Annotated in this window: 18 protein-coding genes; 7 read left to right on the forward strand and 11 right to left on the reverse strand. The window is 65.2% G+C overall.

Annotated elements, in window-relative coordinates; all coding sequences use genetic code 11:
• Nucleotides 1-127: 127 nt before the first annotated feature.
• Nucleotides 128-1180 carry a Fic family protein gene (locus tag BM052_RS12715; RefSeq protein WP_091147451.1) on the reverse strand — a complete coding sequence of 351 codons (1053 nt, stop codon included), beginning with the start codon at nucleotides 1178-1180 and terminating at the stop codon, nucleotides 128-130.
• Between the two features lie 364 nt (nucleotides 1181-1544).
• Between BM052_RS12715 and BM052_RS12720 the strand changes: the two genes are divergently transcribed.
• Together BM052_RS12720 and BM052_RS12725 are read left to right on the forward strand one after the other, a co-directional pair.
• Complete coding sequence (locus tag BM052_RS12720; RefSeq protein WP_255406121.1) at nucleotides 1545-2063, forward strand: antirestriction protein ArdA; 519 nt, start codon at nucleotides 1545-1547, stop codon at nucleotides 2061-2063.
• A gap of 1 nt (nucleotide 2064) precedes the next feature.
• Nucleotides 2065-2496 carry a hypothetical protein gene (locus BM052_RS12725; protein WP_091147455.1) on the forward strand — a complete coding sequence of 144 codons (432 nt, stop codon included), beginning with the start codon at nucleotides 2065-2067 and terminating at the stop codon, nucleotides 2494-2496.
• Here BM052_RS12725 and BM052_RS12730 read toward each other — a convergent pair.
• From BM052_RS12730 to BM052_RS12735, 3 genes are all read right to left on the reverse strand, one after another.
• Complete coding sequence (locus BM052_RS12730; protein WP_091147457.1) at nucleotides 2493-3950, reverse strand: relaxase/mobilization nuclease domain-containing protein; 1458 nt, start codon at nucleotides 3948-3950, stop codon at nucleotides 2493-2495. The genes BM052_RS12725 and BM052_RS12730 overlap by 4 nt on opposite strands.
• 6 nt (nucleotides 3951-3956) lie before the next feature.
• Nucleotides 3957-4232, reverse strand: a complete 276-nt coding sequence (locus BM052_RS19525; RefSeq protein WP_143084842.1) for a hypothetical protein — start codon at nucleotides 4230-4232, stop codon at nucleotides 3957-3959.
• Nucleotides 4233-4737: 505 nt separating this feature from the next.
• Nucleotides 4738-5886, reverse strand: coding sequence for a cobalamin-independent methionine synthase II family protein (locus BM052_RS12735; protein ID WP_091147459.1), 1149 nt, complete (start codon nucleotides 5884-5886; stop codon nucleotides 4738-4740).
• A gap of 374 nt (nucleotides 5887-6260) precedes the next feature.
• Here BM052_RS12735 and BM052_RS12740 point away from each other — a divergent pair, with 374 nt between their 5' ends.
• Nucleotides 6261-7490 carry a CoA transferase gene (locus BM052_RS12740; RefSeq protein WP_091147461.1) on the forward strand — a complete coding sequence of 410 codons (1230 nt, stop codon included), beginning with the start codon at nucleotides 6261-6263 and terminating at the stop codon, nucleotides 7488-7490.
• Nucleotides 7491-7525: 35 nt separating this feature from the next.
• Nucleotides 7526-9148, forward strand: coding sequence for an acyl-CoA dehydrogenase family protein (locus BM052_RS12745; protein ID WP_091147630.1), 1623 nt, complete (start codon nucleotides 7526-7528; stop codon nucleotides 9146-9148).
• A 20-nt stretch (nucleotides 9149-9168) separates the two neighbouring features.
• On the opposite strand, the gene BM052_RS12750 is transcribed toward BM052_RS12745, so the two are convergent.
• Entirely contained in the window at nucleotides 9169-10002 is an 834-nt protein-coding gene (locus BM052_RS12750) for an HTD2 family dehydratase (RefSeq protein WP_091147631.1), read from the reverse strand.
• Nucleotides 10003-10185: 183 nt separating this feature from the next.
• Here BM052_RS12750 and BM052_RS12755 point away from each other — a divergent pair, with 183 nt between their 5' ends.
• Complete coding sequence (locus BM052_RS12755) at nucleotides 10186-11037, forward strand: sulfurtransferase (RefSeq protein WP_091147462.1); 852 nt, start codon at nucleotides 10186-10188, stop codon at nucleotides 11035-11037.
• Between the two features lie 91 nt (nucleotides 11038-11128).
• Here BM052_RS12755 and BM052_RS12760 read toward each other — a convergent pair whose 3' ends face one another.
• The 5 genes from BM052_RS12760 to BM052_RS19955 all read right to left on the reverse strand — a co-directional run bounded on the left by BM052_RS12760 (nucleotide 11129) and on the right by BM052_RS19955 (nucleotide 14357).
• Entirely contained in the window at nucleotides 11129-11674 is a 546-nt protein-coding gene (locus tag BM052_RS12760; protein ID WP_091147464.1) for a glutathione peroxidase, read from the reverse strand.
• Between the two features lie 130 nt (nucleotides 11675-11804).
• The gene (locus tag BM052_RS12765; RefSeq protein ID WP_091147465.1) at nucleotides 11805-12764 is read right to left on the reverse strand and encodes an NAD-dependent epimerase/dehydratase family protein; all 960 of its coding nucleotides are present in this window, start codon (nucleotides 12762-12764) and stop codon (nucleotides 11805-11807) included.
• Nucleotides 12765-12776: 12 nt separating this feature from the next.
• Nucleotides 12777-13427, reverse strand: coding sequence for a CoA transferase subunit B (locus BM052_RS12770; protein WP_091147467.1), 651 nt, complete (start codon nucleotides 13425-13427; stop codon nucleotides 12777-12779).
• 1 nt (nucleotide 13428) lies between these two features.
• Nucleotides 13429-14148, reverse strand: coding sequence for a CoA transferase subunit A (locus tag BM052_RS12775; protein ID WP_091147469.1), 720 nt, complete (start codon nucleotides 14146-14148; stop codon nucleotides 13429-13431).
• Nucleotides 14145-14357, reverse strand: a complete 213-nt coding sequence (locus tag BM052_RS19955) for a hypothetical protein (RefSeq protein WP_177198467.1) — start codon at nucleotides 14355-14357, stop codon at nucleotides 14145-14147. Before BM052_RS19955 ends, BM052_RS12775 begins: the two co-directional genes overlap by 4 nt.
• A gap of 51 nt (nucleotides 14358-14408) precedes the next feature.
• Between BM052_RS19955 and BM052_RS12780 the strand changes: the two genes are divergently transcribed.
• A complete protein-coding gene (locus BM052_RS12780; RefSeq protein ID WP_091147470.1) occupies nucleotides 14409-15191 on the forward strand; it encodes a universal stress protein in 783 nt (260 codons plus the stop codon).
• Nucleotides 15192-15739: 548 nt separating this feature from the next.
• Nucleotides 15740-18055, forward strand: coding sequence for a CDC48 family AAA ATPase (locus tag BM052_RS12790; protein WP_091147474.1), 2316 nt, complete (start codon nucleotides 15740-15742; stop codon nucleotides 18053-18055).
• 40 nt (nucleotides 18056-18095) lie between these two features.
• Here the strand turns inward: BM052_RS12790 and BM052_RS12795 are convergent, their stop codons facing one another.
• Nucleotides 18096-18767 (reverse strand): lytic transglycosylase domain-containing protein, encoded by a 672-nt coding sequence (locus BM052_RS12795; RefSeq protein WP_255406123.1) that lies wholly within the window; start codon nucleotides 18765-18767, stop codon nucleotides 18096-18098.
• Nucleotides 18768-18797 lie beyond the last annotated feature (30 nt).

The raw sequence follows: 18797 nt of genomic DNA on the forward strand, positions 1-18797 counted from the left end.
GGCGGCTCACGAAAGCAAATGTCGCGATGGGTTCCCGGATACGTCAAACTATGATGGTCTCCCCGGCATAGCCGGGGGATTACCTTTGGGATTTAGTATCCAGGCAATACGATATCATGATTTGGGGTCATGCCCTGCCATACCAGGTCCCTTTACCCATTCCATGTTGGGCCAGATGATTGGTCGACACCAGCGCTTGTAGGTGCTTCTTGATCGTGTTGCGGTTTGCGCCGGTCACGGCCACGATTTGACCGACCGTGATTTTGCCGTGCTCTTTGGCCAGTTCGAGAATCTGGACGGAAAGCTCGGGCAGTCGATCCATGAGGATGCGCTCGCGCTCGATTTTTTTCTCAAGCCGAGCCTTTTGCTGCTGTAGCGCGCGCAGGAAATAGACTGTCCACGGTTCCCAATCTGGCACGTCGCTGCGGATCGTGCCCTGGGTACGGCGCAGGGCGAGATAATAGCCTTCCTTGCTCTGCTCGATCACGCTTTCCAGCGAACTGTAGGGGACATAGGCATAACCGCTGCGTAGCAGCAGGAGCGTCGTCAGCACGCGGGACAAGCGCCCATTGCCATCTTGGAACGGGTGAATTTCGAGGAAGGCGACGACGAAGATGGCTATGACCAGCAACGGGTGAAGCTGGCGCTCATCCAGCGCGGTGCGTGTCCATTGGACAAGCTCCGCCATCAGGCGGGGCGTGTCGAAAGGCGTGGCCGTCTCGAACACGACGCCGATTTCTTTGCCTTCGGAATCGAAGGCGCTGACATGGTTGGTGGTGGTTTTGTATTCGCCGCGGTGGCGCTGATCCTTGCCGCTGTGAATGAGCAGGTCGCGGTGCAGTTGCTTGATGTGGTTTTCCGTGAGCGGGATCGCATCGAAATGCGCGAACACGGTTTCCATCACCTCGGCGTAACCGGCGACCTCTTGCTCATCGCGTGTTTCGAACTGCCGGATTTCGAGGTTGGACAGCAGGCGTTCTACCTCTTTGTCCGAGAGTTTACTGCCCTCGATCCGGGTGGACGAGCCGATGCTTTCGATCGTCGCGACACGGCGCAGCGCCGACAGGCGTTCCGGCGCCAGTGTTCCCAATGCCCGCCAAGCGCCCTTGAATTCATCCAGCTCGGCAATCAGCGAGAGGATTTCAGGGGCGATAACAAGGGTGTCGGCTTTGATGCTCATACCCGTAAATATATCCGAAAATATCCAAAAAGGCAATTTTGGCGGCGGATAGCCGGAAATCTATCCGAAAATATCCATAATTTAGGGCATCCGGGCGGGCTCTATGCCCTGCGGGCACTGAGCCGCATTCGCGTCTCAGCCCATGCGGGTTACGATCCCTGATGCAAATGCTGACCGCTTCGTGCCGAAGCGGGCGCTGATTTTCTCAAGGGCTAAGGGCGTTGCCCTCGCGCGCGCAAGGCATCCCAACGTCTCCACGCCCTGCGGGCGCGGACCCTCGTTCGGAGCCTCCTTGCACTTGCTACCCCATCCTCGCCGGAAGGCAGGGGTTCAGATGTGAACCCCAAGCCCAAGGAAATTGAAGTTGGAGAACAAACCCGAAATCAGAATCTATGTCGCCTGTCTGGCATCCTACAACAACGGCATCCTGCACGGCGCATGGATCGATGCCGATCAGGAACCGTGGACGATCTACGACGGCATCCGCGCGATGCTGGCTACTTCGCCCATAGCGGACGCGGAAGACTGGGCCATCCACGACCATGAGGGCTTCGAGGGCGTCCATATCAGCGAATATGCGGGGATCGAAAGCGTCGCTGAAATCGCGGCGTTCATCGCCGGGCATGGCAAGCTGGGCGCGGAACTGTTCGGGCATTTCGGCGACATCGCAGAGGCGCGGGAAGCTATCGAGGAACGCTATCACGGCGCGTATCCCAGCCTTGCCGATTATGTGCAGGACATGACGGAAGGCTGCACCGCCATACCGGAATCCTTGCGCTACTATATCGATTGGCAAGCCATGGCACGGGACGCCGAGATGAGCGGCGACCTTTTCACCGTAGAGACCGCGCACGATGAAGTGCATGTGTTCGCGGGGGTGTGACATGGGGCACATCGACAAACGCGAACCGCAGTGCGGCGGCTATGGCGCTGGCCATCCATCGTATTACGTGTTGGGCGGCGCTGTGCTGCCGCCCCGGTGCATCTTGGAAGTGGTAATCGCGCGCGGCTATCGCGGCTATCTCGCCGCCGAGATCGACCGCATCGATGCTCTGCCCGAACCGAAGCGCTCGGAAGCATTGTGCGCCATGAAAGCCGAGGCGCTTGCGGCTTACCGGGCTGACCTTTCCCGATATCGCGAAGTCGCCGTCCAGTTGCATCGCATTCGCCGCGACAGGCATGGAGTGGGCGAGCCGCGCTGCGAGAGCGTCCATCAGAGCATCAGCCTGAAACACAACCACCTGTTCAATGATCTTGCCCATCTGGCCGTGCTGAACGGGTTGCGGGCCAAGCAGCGCGATCTTTTCGATCTCTAGCGGCTCATGCCCGGCCCGCGGTCACGCGCTGGCTGAGGTGTGGCCTGTTCCTGCCGCTGGCGAATGAATTCCTCGCGCCGGGCGTCACGGGCCGTCTGTTCATCGTTGGCCTGAGCCGGGATAGGACCGGGCTGGACAACAGCCGGGCCAGCGGCAGGTTGCGGCGGCGCGCGGGCGGGCTCCTGCGCGTTCACCTCAGGACGAGACGGGACAACGCGGCTCTGATCAGCCGGTAAGGTTCGATACTGCTGCATGTCGTTGCGCAATTCACGCTGGCAGTCCTGCATCTGCGCCAAGGCATCCCGCCGCTGCTTATCGAGTGTCCGGCGCTCTTGAAGTTGGCGGGCGACGGTTGCGTCCCGCTCTGCGCGATCACGTCGTAAGGCTTCCTCAGTTTCCCGGAGATTCTGTTCGCGCGTGCGCCCGTGACGCCCCGTAATGCGGTCGATCAGTCCGCGCAGCCCGCGATTGAAACGCTGCTGGCGCTCGGCAGTTTCGCGCTCCTGACGTACCTTGAGCGCATCGGTCTGTTCCATGCGCTCGATACGCTGGCGCTCGACCAGCACGTGACGCTCTGCTTCCCGACGCTGGCGCTCCTCGGCTTCCTTGTGTTGTTCGTCGCGGTGCAGTTCCGCTAGGCGCTGCGAAATTTCCTCCGCAAATTCCTGCTTCCGATCCTCCACGGATGGGAAGTCCTTTTCAAGCTCGCCGAGGCGCGTGCGCACGTCCTTGGTTTTCGCGCCAGTCCAGCGTGCAATTGCGTAAGGTTCGCCTTGCCTGTCCACGGCGACATATCCGCGCCGGTCGCCGCGCGCGAGCTTGCAGCCGCGCGATTCCAGTGCCTGCATGAAGGCGGGCCGCGAGTCGCTGACGGCCCAACAATCCTGAATGGCATCCTTGATGGCCTGACGGTCCTTTCCGGCCCGCTTGGCCTGCTGCCATTCTTCCAGCGAGAAGTTGCGCGTATCCCGTTCCTCGCTGGCCATCAGCCCGCGCGGCATCTTGTAGCCATGTTCGATGTAGAGTTCGCGAGATAGCGCCGTGAGTTTTCGGTGATCATGCGAGAGCTGGATTGCCTTCATCTGCTCGGTATCGATCCGGCTCCAGACGGCGTGAGCATGGCGGCGCGGGATTCCATCTGCGCCCGATTTTTCGTGAAAGACGATGGCGCGCGGCTGGCCGCCCAAGCCCAGGGTGCTTTCGGCGCGATTAATCGCGTTCTCAAACTCTTCGGTGCTTATGTGCCGATCGGGCGGGGGGTTTATGCTGAGGGAGTACAAGAACTGTCTGCACTGCGTTCCCCGGCTGATCGCGTAGCTTTCGTTCAACGCTGAATGCAGATTGTCCGATGCAAAGCCGCGCAGTTCGTGCACCTCGACATGATCATTGTCCGGCTTGAGCAGATGGAGCGCCAAATTTTTCGCGCCGCCGCGCTGGGTGCCGACAAGGATCATCGGGGATCACTCAGCCTTGATCCCAAGCGCGCGGATCAGCTCGGCACGCATGAGCATGATGTCCCGGCAAGCTTGTTCCAATTGCGCCAGCAGTTCAGGGCTGCATTCGAGCGTGCCGGTGCGCACGGATTCGGCGATCACCCTGAGATTGGGCGCGATGCCCAACTGTCCGAGTACCGCGAGGATGCGTGCCAGCGCTACGCGGTCAGCCTCTGGCCGCTTGCGGTAGTGTCGGCGGTTGCCGGGGCTATCGAATAAAACCGAGCGCACGTAGACGCTCAAGGTCTGTGCGCCTGCGTGTCCTTCCAGCTCTGCCCGTTCTTCGTGAGTGACACGCACGGAGATTGGTCGAGGGGGTTTCTTCCTGCCCGGTAGCGGCGGCTTGGCCGCTTCTGCGAAATGGGGCTGGGAGCTTATCGTCATGGCGACGGCCCCTCTGGCGCTTGCGGTCTGGTGAGCTGCCGCTTCCTTGGCTTTCGCTTGCGTCGGGGCTTTGGCGAAACCTTGCCCTTCTCATTCAGCCGTATGGGCTGACTCGCGGGCTTCGGTCCTTCAAGCGCCTCCCAGTCTATGTTCTCGGCCTCAAGAACGTGGTTCCAGCGTGCAAGTTCTTCAAAGAGTGAGTTTAATTCCTCTCCCTTCGGGGGCACCATCGGTTACTACCCCTGAAACCCCTCCAAAGCCTTGAGCGGTAAAGAGGCCTTGGTGCTGATACGGCCGTTTTCCGGCGGCGTTCCACCCAGACCCCAACGAGGTCCCCCTATGTCGGGGTCCGGGTTTCAGGAATTCAGTGCACAGGCTGCCAGAGGCGATCGGTGGCGATCGCCGCGCCTTCCACCAGCGACTTCAGCTTCAGCCATGCAATGTCGGGAAACACCGTCGGCACGCCGCTGAATGTCGAAAAGCCGCAATCCGATCCGGCCGCCAACCGGTCTCGCCCGACCACATCGGCATAGCGCAGCAGCCGCTCGGCCACCAGTTCCGGGTGATCGACATAGTTGGACGTCGAATCGATGACGCCGGGAACGAGGATCTTGTCCTCCGGCAGGGAGACATCGCGAAACACCGCCCAGTCATGTCCGTGGCGCGGATTGGCGCCTTCCAGCAGGACCATCTGGGGCCGGGCCTTCAGGACGCGCGGCGCGATCACCGCGAAGGGGATGTCGAAATGGTGCGGCCCGGCATAATTACCCCAGCAGACATGCATGCGCATCCGGTCGGCCGGGATGTTCCGCGTCGCATGGTTCAGCGCCGCCACATTGCGATCGACGATTTTGAGGAAAGACTCCTCGTCCATGTCCGCATAAGTCAGGTGCCGGCTCATCGCGAGGTCCGGGGAATCGAGCTGCACCGAAAAGCCCGCCGCGACGATCGCCTCGTATTCCGGGCGCAGCGCCTCCGCCACCGCCTCGATATACGAATCCTCATCGGGATAGAATTCGTTCTTCTGGAACACCGCGACCACGCCCGGCGACGCCGCGTTGATGAACGCGCCGGTGGGCTGGCTCGCCTCGACGGCGGCTTTCAGATTGGCGATGTCGCTGGCGAGCCCGTCATTGGCCTTGGGCGCGACCGGCCCCTGGCAGCAGGCGCCGCCCGCGCGCGGCACGACCGCGCCGATCCTGACCTGCTGCTGGGCGAACTCCGGAAAGGCACGCAGGTCCGCCGCCGCATCGCCTTTGGATTCGCCGCCGAAGCCGGTGAGCCGTTCGACGATGTAGGTGGCATAGCTCGGCTTGCTGAATTCACCGTCGCTGACCAGGTCGATGCCCAGCGACACTTGCCGGGCGACCACGTCCTTGACGCTCTGTGCGATATCGGCGGCGAGGGCGGCGGGATCGACAGCCTCGCCCGAAGCCTGGGCCTGCATTTTTTGCAACAGCGACGCGGGCCTGGGAAGGCTGCCGACATGCGTGGTCAGAATACGATTTGCCATGGTTCAAGCGCGTGAGCGCCCCCTCCTTCGTTGCGGCCGCGCCGGGCCTTCCTTATCGGCCGAGCGTCTCACTAAAAGGACAAGGCGGTCAAGCAGCGGCCCCTAGTGGATTCCGGGTTGCCGCAATGCGCAACTGACATTGCACAATGCTGACGCGTTACTTACCCTGGACCTGGGTCTCCTCCATCAAGACGGCGGCGCGATGAAAAAGCGGGAGGAGGGGCGATGTCATCCGAAATCTTGCTGGTGCAAGAAATACCATTCGTCCCGAGCGAAACCGAAGGACCGGTTCGCGCGAGGCTGAAAGCCCGCGGCGTCGCCGGTCGCGGTATCGCTCTGCCAGCCTCCCTGCGCCTGCCGGGCGCGATCGTCTGATGGTCTATCACCTGCTTCAAGGCATGCGCATCGTGGAGGGGGCTGCGTTCATCGCCGGTCCCAGCTGCGGTCTTCATCTCGCCCAGATGGGCGCCGAGGTCATCCGCTTCGACAATATCGGCGGCGGCCCGGATTTTCGCCGCTGGCCGCTCTCCGAAACCGGCCACAGCCTTTATTGGGAAGGCCTCAACAAAGGCAAGAAGTCGGTCGCGATCGACATGTCCTCGCCCGAGGGTAGGGAACTTGCGATGGCCCTCGCCACGGCGCCCGGGCCGGACGGCGGCATGTTCGTCACCAACTTTCCCGTCGACGGCTTCCTGTCCTATCCGGCGCTCAGCGCGCGCCGGCCGGACCTTATCTGCCTGCGGGTCATGGGATGGGCGGACGGCACGTCGGCGGTCGACTATACGATCAACGCCGCGGTCGGCGTGCCGATGATGACCGGTCCCGCCGACGATCCCCGTCCTGTCAACCACGTCCTGCCGGCCTGGGATCTGCTGACCGGCGCCTATGCCGCATTTGCCCTCCTTGCGGCGGAACGCGCGCGGCGGACGACGGGCCAGGGGCAGGAGATCAGGGTGCCGCTGTCCGATATCGCGGCCACCACTTTGTCGCACCTGGGGCAGGTCGCCGAAGTGCTGGCGACCGGCACCGACCGGCCGCGCATGGGCAACGATCTGTTTGGCGCGTTCGGCCGGGATTTCGAAACGCGCGACGGCCGGATCATCGTGATCGCGATCACCCCGCGCCAATGGCGCGATCTGGTGGAACTGCTGGGCCTGCAGGCACCGACCGCCGCGATCGAAGCGGAACTTGGCCTTTCCTTCGCCGCCGACGAGGGCGCGCGCTTCACGCATCGGCGGCGGCTGTTCCCGCTGTTCGAGGCAGCGTTCGCACGGCTCGACACCGCCGCGCTCAAGCCCCTGTTCGATGCGCGCGGCGTATGCTGGTCCGCCTATCGCAGCCTTTCCGAAGCCGTGGCCGGGCCCGGCGGCCTGTTCCGGGACAATCCGGTGTTTCAGGAAGCCGAGCATCCCAGCGGCCTGCGCTATCCGGCCGCCGGCCCCGCCGCCACCTTCCCTGGCCTGGCGCGCGGCACGGTCCTGCCAGCGCCGCGCCTTGGCGAGAATACCGATGAGGTGCTGGCCGGGCTGCTCGGCCTGGGCGACCTCGAAATAGCGCGATTGCACGACAAGGGCGTAATCGCCGGCGCACGGTCCGGAGCATGACGATGGCAATTTCCGAGGCGACCCTCCCTGACGATATGGCCGGCATCCTGCCGCGCGCCGCGCAAGCGGAGGAAGCGCTCCACCGCTTCGTCGACGATGCCCGCAAGGCAGTGCTGGCAAAGGCCGATCCGAAGCGCGCCGAAGCCGAGCAGCGCGGCCTGCATGGCCTGGCCTGGGCCGCCACCGTGGCGGAGGCACTGGCGCAGTTGAACGGATGGGCCACCCGCAGCGCCGCGCAAGACGCGCTGGGCCAGGGCGAACTGCTGGTCTTGCGCATCGCGTTCGGCGAATATCTGCACCAGCTGCTCGGCGGCCTGCCAATGAGCCAGAATGAACTGGTCCGGCCGGCGGATTATTTCGCGGCGGATGCGGCGCGGCGATTGGCACACGATTCCGCCGTGGCCTGGTTCCTCGCGCATGGCAATTCGGCGGAAAGCCGCGCCGCGCTGGTGGACCTGCTGGTCTCCGGCTGGCGCCCCCGCGAGGGGCTGGACGACGATGTGCTGGATGCCGTGCGAAGCGAATTCCGCCGTTTCGCGGCCAAGCGCATCGCACCCTTCGCGCACCAGTGGCACCTTGCCGACGATCTGATCCCGGACGACCTGGTCGGCGAAATGGGCGCGCTGGGCGTGTTCGGCGTCTGCATCGATCCGGCCCATGGCGGCCTTGGTCTCGGCAAACTTGCCATGTGCATCGTCTCGGAGGAGTTGAGCCGCGCCTGGCTCGCGACCGGCTCGCTGGGCACCCGTTCCGAGATCGCGGGCGAGTTGATCGCCGGAGCCGGGACCGAAGCGCAGAAGGCGCGGTGGCTGCCCGGCATCGCATCCGGCGCGATCCTGCCGACGGCGGTGTTCACCGAGCCGGAGACGGGATCCGATCTTGCCTCGCTGCGGACCCGTGCCACGCGGCGCGAAGATGGCTCCTGGCGGATAGACGGCGCGAAGACTTGGATCACCCATGCCGCGCGCAGCGACCTGATGACGGTGCTGGTCCGAACCGATCCCGCCAACCCCGGTCACGGCGGCCTGTCAGTCCTCCTCGCCGCCAAGACCCGCGCGACCACCGGCAACGCCTTTCCGGACGAGGGACTGGCGGGAAGCGAGATCGGCGTGCTGGGCTATCGCGGCATGCGGGAATATGCGCTCGGCTTCGATGGCTTCGCGGTCGATCCGGACGGGTTGCTCGGCGGCGAGGAAGGGCAGGGATTCCGGCAGTTGATGCGCACCTTCGAGGGCGCCCGGATCCAGACGGCGGCGCGCGCCGTGGGCGTCGCGTGGAAGGCCTTCGACCTGGGCCTCGCCTATGCGATGGATCGGCGCCAGTTCGGCAGCCCGATCATCCGCTTTTCCCGCGTGGCCGACAAGCTGGCGCTGGCACTGGTCGAAACCATCGTCGCGCGCGAACTGACCTATTTTGCCGCGCGCACCAAGGATGCCGGCAAGCGCTGCGACATGGAAGCGGGCATGGCAAAGCTGCTGGCGGCGCGGGTCGCATGGTCGAATGCCGATGCGGGCGTCCAGGTGCACGGCGGCAACGGCTATGCGCTGGAATATGAGATCAGCCGGGTGTTGTGCGACGCGCGCGTCCTCAACATTTTCGAGGGCGCGGCGGAAATCCAGGCGCAAGTCATCGCGCGCGGCTTGCTCGCGGCGACCTGACGGCGCGCGCGCATGCTTACCTAAATCGTCGTCGCCCGCGCGCTCATCGTCCTGATGCCGCCCTGCTCGGCCCAAAGGTTCGCGCCGGATGCGTCCTGCTCCCCGCAGATGTGGAGCGACGCCCCGTCAAACGCCGGAGCCATGCCACGGAAATCGAACGTCGCAAGATCCGCACCCAGCCGCCTTGCGGCAAGGCCGGCCAGCATCGTGGCCTGCAGAGGGCCTTGCACCACCAGTCCGGGATAGGCTTCCTCGCCGATCGCATAGGGCCTGTCGTAGTGGATGCGATGCCCGTTCATCGTCAGCGCCGAGTAGCGAAACAGGAGAACCGGGTCGGGCATAATCGTTTCGCGCCATTCCGCCGGTGGAGCAGGTGCCTCGCGCGGCGGGGCGGGTGCCGCGCCGGCAGGCGGCGCGTCGCGGTAGACGAGATCCTGCTCCTCCATGACCGCGACGCCGCTCTCGCCGGACACGATGTGCTCCACTGTGACGAAGACCAGAGTGCCGCTCTTGCCGCTCTTGGTCTCGACCTTGCGGATCGTCGACGATCGGACGATTTTTTCGCCAAGACGCAGGGACCGGATAAAGCGCAGTCGCCCGCCGGCCCACATGCGCCGCGGCAGGGCGACCGGCGGCAGGAACCCCCCTTTGGCCGGATGCCCGTCCGGCCCCAGTCCCTCCGGCGGTCGAACGTTCCAGAAATAGAGCCAGTGGTAAAGTGGCGGCAACGCCTCACCCGCGACGAGAGCCCGCGTCTCGCCCATGCTGGCCCGCAGCGCGTTACCGCGTGCCGGGTCCAGCACGTCGTGCGCCTCCTCGCTTCGTCCGATCCAATCCGTAAAATCTTCGGTCATGCCGTTGTGCCCCCTGCCGCTCTCGAAGCTTGCCCTTCCGCCGTCCTTCGCCAAGTCCCGAACGCCCTTAACCCAGGGGCAAGGACGCGGGAATCGATTTCCCACCCGGGGTTGAAAGCGGTCTAGACATGGTACACGCGGCCAGTGTGTGGCCGAAATTGAGTCGCTGCTGGGGTTGAGGGCATGGCATTCGAAACATTGATCGGAATCACCGACCTCCAGTCCCTGCTGGCCTCGGGCAACGACGTGCTGTTGCTTGACTGCGAGTTCGAACTGGGCGCGCCGGACAAGGGCCTGGCGATCTATACCGAAGGCCATCTTCCCGGCGCGCACCATGCCCATCTCGACAACGACCTTGCCGGGCCGCCTGACGGGAGCAACGGGCGTCATCCGCTGCCGGCCCGTGTCGCGCTGGCGGCGTGGCTGCGCGGGCTGGGCCTGCGCAAGGGACAGCAGGTGGTGGCCTATGACAGCAACGGCGGGGCATGGGCGGCGCGGGCCTGGTGGCTGCTGCACTGGATGGGCCATGCCCCGATCGCAGTGCTCGATGGCGGCAAACAAGCCTGGGTGGCAGCCGGTCTACCCCTCGAGAGTGGCCCGCCGCCCCCGGCAACGCCGGGTAACTTCGAGGCAAGCGATCCGCTTGTGCCGTCCCCCGTCGACGCCGGGGAAGTCCTCGACAACATCGCTACGAGCGCGGCGCAAGTGCTCGACGCGCGCGATCCTTCGCGTTTCCGCGGCGAGCCCAATCCGATCGATCCCGTGGCGGGACACATTCCCGGCGCCCGCAATCGCTGCTTTCGCGACAACCTGGGACCGGACGGCCGGTTCCGCTCGCCGGAAGAGCTTGCCGCCGGATTCGCGACGCTGCTGCAAGGCAGGCCCGCGATCCTGCAGTGTGGTTCAGGCGTCACCGCCTGCCACAATGCCCTGGCGATGGCGATCGCGGGTCTTGCGCCGGGACGGCTCTATCCCGGTTCGTGGAGCGAGTGGATCACCGACCCGGCCCGGCCAGTGGCCATCGGCGAGGCCTGATCCGGCCGCCTTTGGAACGAGCCGCCGTCCCGGAATCGTCCCGGGGACAGCGGGACATCCAGAACGTCGGCGCAATCGAACGGGCGGCCAGCTACTTCGCCAGTTCCGTCTCGATGGCGCCCACCAGCAGCGGGTCCGAAGGCGTGGTGCCCGGCGCGAAGCGACCGGCGACCGAACCATCGCGCGAGATCAGAAACTTCTCGAAGTTCCACAGCACTTCCGGATCTTCGTTCGGAGTCATGCCGAAGCCGCGGAAACGTTCCTTCATCGTCTGGGTATCGCCCTGCTTTTCCGGCATCGCCTCGGTCAGCGCGGCGTAGAGCGGCTGCTTGGCCTCCCCGGTCACCGGGGCCTTGGTGAAGAGCGGAAAGGAAACGCCGTAGTTGATCGAGCAGAACTCCATGATCTCTTCCGCCGTGCCGGGCTCCTGCGCGCCGAAATCGTTGGCGGGAAAGCCCAGCACCTCGAAGCCTTGATCCTGGTACTGCTTGTAAAGCGCCTCCAGCCCTTCGTACTGCGGCGTCAAGCCGCACTTGCTGGCGACGTTGACGACGAGCAGTACCTTGCCTTCATGCGCGGCAAGGCTGTCACTGGCGCCATCGATACGGGTGAGCGGGATTGCGGATAAGTCGGCCATTTCGGATTCTCCCGGGGGTGTGTTCCGGCAAGTATGGGCCGGCTCCAAGACGGCGGCAAGACGGATGCGAGGCAAAATCCGGCTCTCCTGCTATCCGGATCGATTGGGCGTTGGAAGATGGGTCCCTGCCTCAGCGGGATTGCCGCAATACCGGCGAAATCCAGTCGGGATCATGCGCGAAGGGCAATTCCTCCCCCGTCCGCAGCGTGGACAAGATAGCGGCGAAATCGGTCCTTGCCCGCCAGCCCAGCAGCCGCTCGGCCTTGGCCGGGTCGTAGACGCGTTCGATCCGCGCCGGCAGCGTCCAGCCGCGGCGTTCGTAAAGTTCCACCGCATCGGGAAAACGACGGGCGATCACCGCACGGGCATCGCGCGCGAGTTCGGCGGCCTCGTCGCGGCGGAACGGCGGCGGGGCGGAAAGGACGAAGGTTTCGCAGCCCCGCTCCCACCGATCCAGCGCGGCCAGATGCGCCAGCGCCGCGTCGCCCGCCGTCAGGCGGCGGTTCAGGAACTCGTTCGCCTTGAGGTTGGGGCCGGAGGGGACCGCGTGGGTATCGTCATCCTCGGGGAAGAAGCGCCCCGTGCGCAGGATCGCCACCGCCATTCCGCTCTCGCGCGAGATCAGGCGGCACAAGTTCTCGGCGGCGAGCTTGGTGATCCCATAGATGTTGCGCGGCTCCAGCGGCCCGAAGCACTCGTCCATCCACCACGCGCCAGCCTCGCCCGCGCCGGCGCGGACATCGGCGCGCACCATCAGCGATGTCGTCGAAGTGAACAGGAAACGGGCATGGCCCGCCTCGGCCGCCGCTTCGAGCAAGTTGAGCGTGCCGGTGACATTGACATCCACGAAGGCCTGGCGGGGAAACCGGGCGATGTCCGGCTTGTGCAGCGCGCCGGCGTGGATCACCGCCTCGATCGCGTGGTGCGCGATCGCCTGGAACACCAAAGCACGATCGGCGACCGAACCGACGATGCGGGTGAACGCGCCTGCGACGACGTCCAGCCCGACAACTTCGTGCCCCCGCGCTTCCAGCAGCGGTGCAAGGTGCCGGCCGAGCCAGCCCGAAGCACCGGTCAGCAATATGCGCAACGGCCTTGCTCCTCAGCTCACATAATGCGCGGTGGTCTTGGCCGCGACTTCCTCGGCAGTGACGCCCGGGGCCAGTTCGATCAGCCTGAACGGGCAGGCGTGATCCGGCCGCTGGAACACGGCCAGGTCGGTGATGACCATATCGACCACGTTCCGGCCGGTCAGCGGCAAGGTGCAGGCGGGAATGAACTTGGGATCCCCGTTCTTGCTGGTATGCTCCATGACGACGATGATCTTCTTGACACCGGCGACGAGGTCCATCGCGCCGCCCATGCCCTTTATCATCTTGCCCGGGATCATCCAGTTGGCGATATCGCCGTTCTCCGCCACTTCCATCGCGCCCAGCACGGTCAGGTCGATGTGGCCGCCGCGAATCATCCCGAAGCTGGTGGCGCTGTCGAAATAGGCCGAGTGCGCCAGTTCGCTGATCGTCTGCTTGCCGGCGTTGATGAGGTCCGCGTCCACTTCGTCGGGATAGGGAAACGGACCAATGCCGAGCATGCCGTTCTCGCTCTGCAGCGTGACGGTGATATCCTCGGGCACATGGTTCGCCACCAGCGTCGGAATGCCGATGCCCAGGTTCACATAGAACCCGTCCTGCAGCTCCTTCGCCGCGCGCGCGGCCATTTCATCGCGGGTCCAGCCCTTGGTTTGCTGGGACATCTCAGGCGGCCTCCCTCTCGCGTGTCGTCACGAATTCGATCTTCTTGTCGTAAGGCGCGCCCACGATCAGACGCTGGACGAAGACGCCCGGCAAGTGGATGCAGTCCGGATCGAGGCTGCCGGTGGGCACGATCTCCTCCACTTCCACCACGCAGACCTTGCCGCACGTGGCGGCGGGCACATTGAAGTTGCGCGCGGTCTTGCGGAACACGACATTGCCGGTCTCGTCCGCTTTCCACGCCTTGACCAGGCTGAGGTCGGCGAAAATGCCGTGTTCCAGGATATATTCCTGCTGTCCGTTCGGGCCGTCGAACAGCTTCGCTTCCTTGCCCTCGGCCACCTGGGTGCCGACGCCGGTCCTGGTGTAGAAACCGGGTATTCCCGCGCCGCCCGCGCGCATGCGTTCGGCCAGCGTGCCCTGCGGGCAGAACTCCACCTCCAGCTCGCCGGAAAGGAACTGCCGCTCGAACTCCTTGTTCTCGCCCACGTAGGACGAGATCATCTTCCTGACCTGCCGGGTGCGCAGCAGCTTGCCGATGCCCTCGTTATCGATGCCGGCGTTGTTGGAGGCGAACGTCAGGTCCTTCACGCCCGAATCGCGCACCGCGTCGAGCAGGCGTTCGGGAATGCCACAAAGGCCGAAGCCTCCGCAGGCGATCAGCAGGCCGTCCTTGAGCAGGTCGCCAAGCGCGGTCTCGGCATTGGGATAAAGCTTGTTCATCGAGATTCTCCGGTTCCCGGGCGAAAGCTAGACAACCTCCCTGAATCCGAATAGCGATTATTTCCATCGGCATCGATTGGGCCATGCCGATGGAACGACATGCCATCCGAATGCGCAAGCGTGATCCGGCAGACACGGACCCGTTCCATCGCATCGGCGACACCGCGTTCCTGCAACCGGATGCTCCGCCGGCAGTTGATCTCGATCATGGCTACCGTGCCGGCACCGGCTAGCCTGGATGGACCAGAGGGAGATCAGACATGCGCTCAATTCTCGTTAACGCGGACTGCACGGCCGGCAACGATGTCCGGATCGAAACCGCGCTCGACCTTGCCCGCCGGTTCGATGGACACGTTACCGTCCTCGTCGACACGCCCGTCACGCGCTATATCGCGATGGACCCGATGGGCGGCAGCTATGTCATCTCCGAAGCGCTGGAGCAGGCACGTGCCGAGGACGATGCCGCCGCCGCCGCGATCGAGGCGCGCATGGCCCGCGACGACGTGCCCTTCGACGTGCTGCGCAGCGAGGACAGTCCGGTCAATGCCCTTGCCACCGCCGCGCGCCTGGCCGATCTCGCCATCGTCTCGCGATCGAGCGGGCTTGCTGGCGAGCTGGCGCTTGCCTCGCGCACGCCGGTGCTTGCGCTGTCGGACGACAAGCCGCTGCAACTGCCGGTTCGCCGCGCCTGCATCGCCTGGGATGGCGGCGACCAGGCAGCGGCAGCCTTGCGCGCCTCAGTGCCGCTGCTGGGCGATTGCCAGGTCGTCAAGGTCGTGACCGTCGTCGAAAAACCCGGCGGCTTTCCCGCGACCGAGGCGCTGCGCTATCTCTCGCGCCACGGCATTCACGCCGAATTCGAGGAACACGCACGGCACGGTTCGACCGAGGAGACGATCGCCGAGGCGGCGGCCAAGGCCCAGGCGGAGCTGCTGGTCATGGGCGCCTATGGCAAAAGCCGGATGCGCGAATTCCTGTTTGGCGGCGTGACGGCCTACTTCCTCGACGAAGCCAGGGTGCCCGCGGTGCTCTTCGCGCACTGAGCCGACCCGCGAACGGCAGACCGGTGCCCGCGTGTGTAATTGATTTCAAAGCATAAGTGCTCAACATGCTAAGCGCATTGCGCGATGCAGCAGGCGCGGATTTCGAGAAGCCCCGACAGCGCTGTCGGGGCGCTTGATCGCCACGCAACGTAAATATCGATTCACCGGGCTGAACGGCGGATTTCCGAGCGATCCGGGGTTTTCGTGACAGTTTGTTTGGTTCTTTGCAACCATGGTTGCAATTTTTGCATCATTGCAATGGCGTTTCGCACTTGCACAAAAGCCGTATCGAAGGCATACAGAAGCTGCCTTTCAGGCATCCTCTCCCAAAACTTCCACGACCCGGTCGGCAACGACCGGGTCTTTTTTTGTCCCTCCGATCTGGCCGGTCGGAGCCTCTTCCTGGCCCTCGCCCAACGGAAGCTGCACGGAACCCGCATCGTTCGATTTGAAATCCCGGACGGCGATACCTAGCTGCGGTTTGTCACATCGCCAGCCACCGCGACAAGCCGCGCGGACCGCGGCGGGTGGGAGCGGAAGGAAGACCTATGGCGAACGCTGATACGCAAGTGGAAGATCGCATGGTGAAGCTGCAGGTCGCGGCAGCCCGGCAGGAAGAGAGCGGCCACGGCATCGCCCGCCTTTCGCGCGGCGCGCTTTCCGCGATCGGCGCGATGGAAGGCGATGTGCTGGAAATCACCGGCAAGTCCGTCACCGTCGCGCGCGCCGTGCTCGCCTATCCCGAGGATGAGGGGCTCGAGGTGATTCGCCTGGACGGCTTGCAGCGCGGCAACGCGGAAGTCGGCTCGGGCGATCAGGTGACCGTCCGCAAGGCCGAATCGCGGCCCGCCCAGCGCGTCGTTTTCGCTCCTGCGCAGAAGGACATGCGGCTGCAGGGTCCGTCGGGCGCGCTCAAGCGCAATTTCTTCGGCCGGCCGATGGTCCAGGGGGACCTTGTCGCCACCACCGGCCAGCAGCAGGTCGCGGACATTCCGCCGCAGCTGCGCCGCCTGTTCAACGCGCCCGCCTATGCCCTGACGCAAATCCGCCTCAACGTGGTGTCGACCACGCCGCGCGGCATCGTCCATATCGACGAGAACACCGAAATCGAGCTGCGCGAGACTTTCGAGGAAGCCCACGACGCGCGCGGCGAGGTCAACTACGACGACGTCGGCGGCATGAGCGACACCATCCGCCAGCTGCGCGAGATGGTGGAGCTGCCGCTGCGCTATCCCGAGCTGTTCACGCGCCTGGGCGTGGCGCCGCCCAAGGGCGTGCTGCTGCACGGCCCGCCGGGAACCGGCAAGACCCGCCTGGCCCAGGCGGTCGCCAACGAAAGCGAGGCCAATTTCTTCTCGATCAACGGGCCCGAGATCATGGGCTCGGGCTATGGCGAGAGCGAGAAGGCGCTGCGCGAGGTTTTCGAGGAAGCCACCAAGGCCGCGCCGGCGATCGTGTTCATCGATGAGATCGATTCGATCGCCCCCAAGCGCAGCCAGGTTCACGGCGAGGCCGAAAAGCGCCTTGTCGCGCAGCTGCTGACGCTGATGGACGGCCTCAACAGCCGCGCCCACGTCGTCGTCATAGCCGCCACCAACCGGCCCGACGCGATCGACGAGGCGCTGCGCCGCCCCGGCCGGTTCGACCGCGAGATCGTGATCGGCGTGCCCGACGAGAGCGGCCGGCGGGAAATCCTGGGCATTCATACGCGCGGCATGCCGCTCGGCGCCGGCGTCGATCTCAACGAGCTGGCGCGCACCACCCACGGCTTCGTCGGCGCCGACCTGGCCGCGCTCGCGCGCGAGGCGGCGATCGAGGCGGTGCGCCGGATCATGCCCAAGCTGGACCTGGAGGCGCGCACAATCCCGGCCGACGTGCTGGAAAGCCTCTCGGTCGTGCGTGACGACTTCCTCGCGGCGCTGAAGCGCGTGCAGCCTTCGGCCATGCGCGAAGTCATGGTGCAGGTTCCCAACATCGGCTGGGCCGACATCGGCGGGCTGGACGATGCGCAGCTCAAGCTCAAGGAAGGCATCGAGCTTCCGCTCAAGAATCCCGAGGCGTTCCACAAGCTGGGCATCCGCCCCGCCAAGGGCTTCCTGCTCTACGGTCCGCCCGGCACCGGCAAGACGCTGCTCGCCAAGGCGGTCGCCAGAGAGGCGGAGGCGAACTTCATCTCGATCAAGTCCTCCGACCTGCTCTCCAAGTGGTACGGCGAAAGCGAGCAGCAGATCGCCCGCCTCTTCGCCCGCGCGCGGCAAGTGGCGCCCTGCGTGATCTTCATCGACGAGATCGACAGCCTGGTGCCCGCGCGCGGCACCGGCGGCGGCATGGGCGAGCCGCAAGTGACCGCCCGGGTGGTCAACACGATCCTGGCCGAAATGGACGGGATGGAGGAATTGCAATCGGTAGTGGTGGTCGGCGCGACCAACCGCCCGGCGCTGGTCGATCCCGCGCTGCTGCGGCCCGGCCGCTTCGACGAATTGGTCTACGTCGGCACGCCGGACACGGCCGGGCGCGAGCACATCCTGGGGATCCACACCGCCAGGATGCCGCTGGCCGAAGACGTCGCGCTGGGCGTCATCGCCGACCGCACGGAGCGCTTCACCGGCGCCGATCTGGAAGACGTGGTCCGCCGCGCCGGCCTGATCGCCATCCGCAAGCACGGCGCCGATGTCCAGGCCGTGACCATGGCCGACTTCGAGGAAGCCCTGGAAGACAGCCGCGCCACGGTGACGTCCGAAATGGAAATCGAATATGAAAAAATGAAAGGCGAACTGAAGAAGCGCGCCATGGAAGTGGCACCGATCGGCTTCATCGCGCCGGGCATGGTGGAATCCACGCGCGAGAGGAAGCACGGGGACTGAGGAGATATAGCGCCGCCCGGCCGGCGCTCTCCTATTGCCGCTATTGCCGCACCGGATTGGTCAGCCGCGCCATGATCGCGGCAACGTATTCCCTGGTCTCACGGATGTTGGGGATGCCGCCCGCTTTCGTGACCCGTGCAGGACCGGCGTTGTAGGCGGCCAGCGCCTTTTCGATGTTGCCGTTGAAGGCATCCAACTGCATGCGCAAGTAGCGGGCACCGCCTTCAAGGTTGGCCATCGGATCGCCCGCGTTGACACCCATCTGCGCCGCCGTGCCGGGCATCAGCTGCGCCAGGCCGCGCGCGCCGACGGGCGAGATGGCCAGTTCGTTCCAGCGACTCTCCTGCCAGACGACGGCTTCGAGCAGGGCGGGGCTGATGTCGTATTTGGCCGCGAGCTGCGCCACCCGGGCACGCCAGCGGACAGGCCCGGCGGCATCAAGCGCTTCCGTGATCGACTGCGGGTGAAGCCCCGCATCGACGGCGAGCGGTGCCTCCAGTCCCGCAGCGGGTTGGCTGCTGCCGATGAACTGGACGCCCGAGGTTTCGTCGGTCTGCACCGGCGCGAACTGGCCGGGGGCGAGCGCGGTGGCGGATGGGCCGCCGGCAACCCATTCCGCCCCCGAATCGCCGATCTGCAGCACGTCGGCCATGGCCATCGTGGGCACGGCGAGGAACGCTGCGGCCAAAGCCGCGCCGACGGCGCCGCGCATGTTCAACGATTCCCTCACCATGCGGCCGTC

This window comes from Novosphingobium sp. CF614 (genome assembly GCF_900113255.1).
Classification (GTDB): domain Bacteria; phylum Pseudomonadota; class Alphaproteobacteria; order Sphingomonadales; family Sphingomonadaceae; genus Novosphingobium.